Annotated in this window: 2 protein-coding genes; both read right to left on the reverse strand. The window is 66.3% G+C overall.

The features are described from left to right. Positions 1-105: 105 nt before the first annotated feature. Entirely contained in the window at positions 106-918 is an 813-nt protein-coding gene (gene istB / locus ACH438_RS46205) for an IS21-like element helper ATPase IstB (RefSeq protein ID WP_397017705.1), read from the reverse strand. Further along, positions 915-2,456, reverse strand: a complete 1,542-nt coding sequence (istA, locus tag ACH438_RS46210) for an IS21 family transposase (RefSeq protein ID WP_397017708.1) — start codon at positions 2,454-2,456, stop codon at positions 915-917. Before istA ends, istB begins: the two co-directional genes overlap by 4 nt. Positions 2,457-2,642: the final 186 nt, after the last annotated feature.

Here is a 2,642-nt window from a genome sequence, read left to right on the forward strand (position 1 = left end):
TGTCGCCTGCCAGGGTGATGGGACCACCGTTTTGCCAAGAGCATGGGACCGGGTTGCATCCGGTCGCGGGGCCGTGTCGATCGTGACCGATGACCGGGCTGCCGGTCAATCCGGGTCGGTCGGATCGGCAGGTTTGTTGCGGCGTGGTTTCTGCCGCTGCCGGTAGGACTCGCCCTCGACGACGAGCTCGTAGGCCGCTGATTGCAGCCGGTCCATCGCCGACTGCGCCAGCAGCGGGTCGGCCATCATGGTCAGGATTTCCGGGGGTTCGCGGTTGCTGGTGATCACGGTCGAGGACTTGCGGTGGCGTTCGACGATCAGTTCGTAGAAGTCGTTGGTCTCGATCGCTTCGAGTCGGTGCAGGGCTAGGTCGTCGAGGATGAGCAGGTCGACGCGGTGCAGTTTGCGCATCTCGTCTTCGTAGCTGCCGTCCAGGCGCGCCCCGCGTAGTCGTTTGAACAGTTTGTCGGCGCGTTCGGTGTGGACGCTGTAGTTGCGGCGGACCGCGATGTGACCGATCGCGTTGGCCAGGAACGTCTTTCCAACCCCGACCGGCCCCATGACGAGGATGTTGTAGGCGTCGGCGAGGAACCGCAGCGAGGTCAATTCGGCCCAGAGTTCCCGGTCGAAGCTGACCGCGGTGGATTCGTCCCAAGCCTGCAGCTGCATCTGCGGGTCCAGGTGCGCGGCCTTGGCGCGGCGTTGGGCGGATTCGCGGTCGCGGCGGGTGACCTCGTCGGCGAACAGCATTTCGAGGAAGTCGTGGTGCGGCAGCCGGTTCGACCGCGCCAGTGCGAGCCGCTCCGGGAGGGTTTCCAGGAGCTGCCCGAGCTTGAGTCGGCGCATCAGGGCTTTGAGTTCGGGTGAAATCTCGATCGGTTTGACCGCTGGTGTCGCGGCGGGACGGCGGGTGGTCATGACGGTCTCCTCACGGCGAAATCGGTAGTGGCTCTGACGAATCGAGACGGGGCCGGGGGCGGCAGCAGCGCCAGTTGCTGGCCCTCGGCGGTGGCCGGGGCGCCGCGGGTGAGCATGCGGTCGATGACACCGACGTCGACGACCTCGGCGTCGAGGGAACGACGGCAGGCGTCGTCGACCGCGGCCGGGCCGTGGCGGCGAACGAGGCCGAGCAGTCGATAGACCTGTCGCATCTTGGTCCAGGGCAGCGGATGTTCGAGGACAGCCGCGGCGTAGGTGCCGATGTGGTCGCCGTGGGCGGATGCCTTGCGCTGCAACGTGTTCAGATCACGCATCGCATAAACCGACACTTCCGAGGGCAGATCCGCCGGATCGGTGTGCCGACGCCCCGGCGCGACCACGGGATGGACCTTGATCAGCTCGCCGCGCCAGTAGAGTTTCACCGTGGTCGCGTCGACGCGGGCGTCCAGGCGCTGCCCGACGAGATCGCCGGGGACGCTGTAGAGCGCCTTGGAAATCTGAACATGCCTGTCAGGAGCCACTTTGGGGTGGGCCCAGGTCGGAATGTCGAACGGCTCGGCCGGTAACGGCTTCAAGACCGGGAGTTCGTCGGCGTCGAACACCTCGGCCGGGCGCAGCCGGGTGGTGCCGTGGATGCGGGTGCCGGCGGTCTGCGCGCACCAGCGTGCCGCGCGTTCACGGCAGTCCGATAGGTCCCGGAACTGTTCTCCGGCAAAGAAATTCGATTGCGCGTATTGCACGCAGCGTTCGACCCTGGGTTTGTCTTTCGGGCTGCGGACGCGCGCGGGGTCGACGGCGAACCCGCGGGCCTGGGCGTATTCACGGAACGCGTCGTTGAGCTTCGGGTCAGTGGCGTTGGCGGTGTCGACGATCGCCTTCATGTTGTCGGGGATCGCGACGGCGAACACGCCACCGAAGAACGCCCACGCCGCCTCGAACCCCGCGATGACGTCGTTCAACGTCTGCCGGTAGGTCGGCCAGATGAACATGTGCCGCGAATACACCGCGGTGAAGATCAATCCCTGCACCACTCGCCGCTTGCCGTCAGCGACGTCGGTGAGCAGCCCCAGTCGGCCGAAGTCGACCTGCACCTCCGCGCCGGGATCGCAGTCGGCGACCCGGACGGTGGTCTTGCGTTTGCCGAACCCCAATTCCGTTGTCGCATACCGATTCAACGTCCGATACGACACCACCACACCCTGACGACCCAGCAGAATATGAACCTTTGTCAGCGTCAGGCCCTCATCCAGCCATTTCTGGATCTGCTCTGACTGCGCGGCCACGGTCGCCCACGCCTCGCTGCGGCCGTTCGGGCGCGCCCGGCGCACCCCGGCGATCACCGCCGCCAGCAGCTCGTCGGTCAGCTGGGACGCGTCACCGTCGCGATCCAGGCCGCACGCGGTCGCCATCTCCACATAGCGGCGCACCGTCTTGCGATCGGTGCCCGACAAGCGCGCCACCTCCCGCAACCCTCGACCCAGCAGCCACAGCCGCAGGATCTCCCTGATCTCGATCACCGATACCTCCCGGTAGCTCATTGGCCAATGCAACGACCGAGCGACCGGAAGCCCCCGAAGCCACGCCGGGTGGTCCCATAACTGGCAAAACCGCTAGTCAGGTGGTCCCATCAGTGGCAAACGAGGTGGTCCCATCCTGCTGGCAAAAACAGCTCCGAAACGGTCCCTTCCCCCTGGCAGCCGACA

Origin of the sequence: Nocardia sp. NPDC020380 (assembly GCF_044386975.1) — a bacterium.
In the GTDB taxonomy this organism is placed as follows: domain Bacteria; phylum Actinomycetota; class Actinomycetes; order Mycobacteriales; family Mycobacteriaceae; genus Nocardia.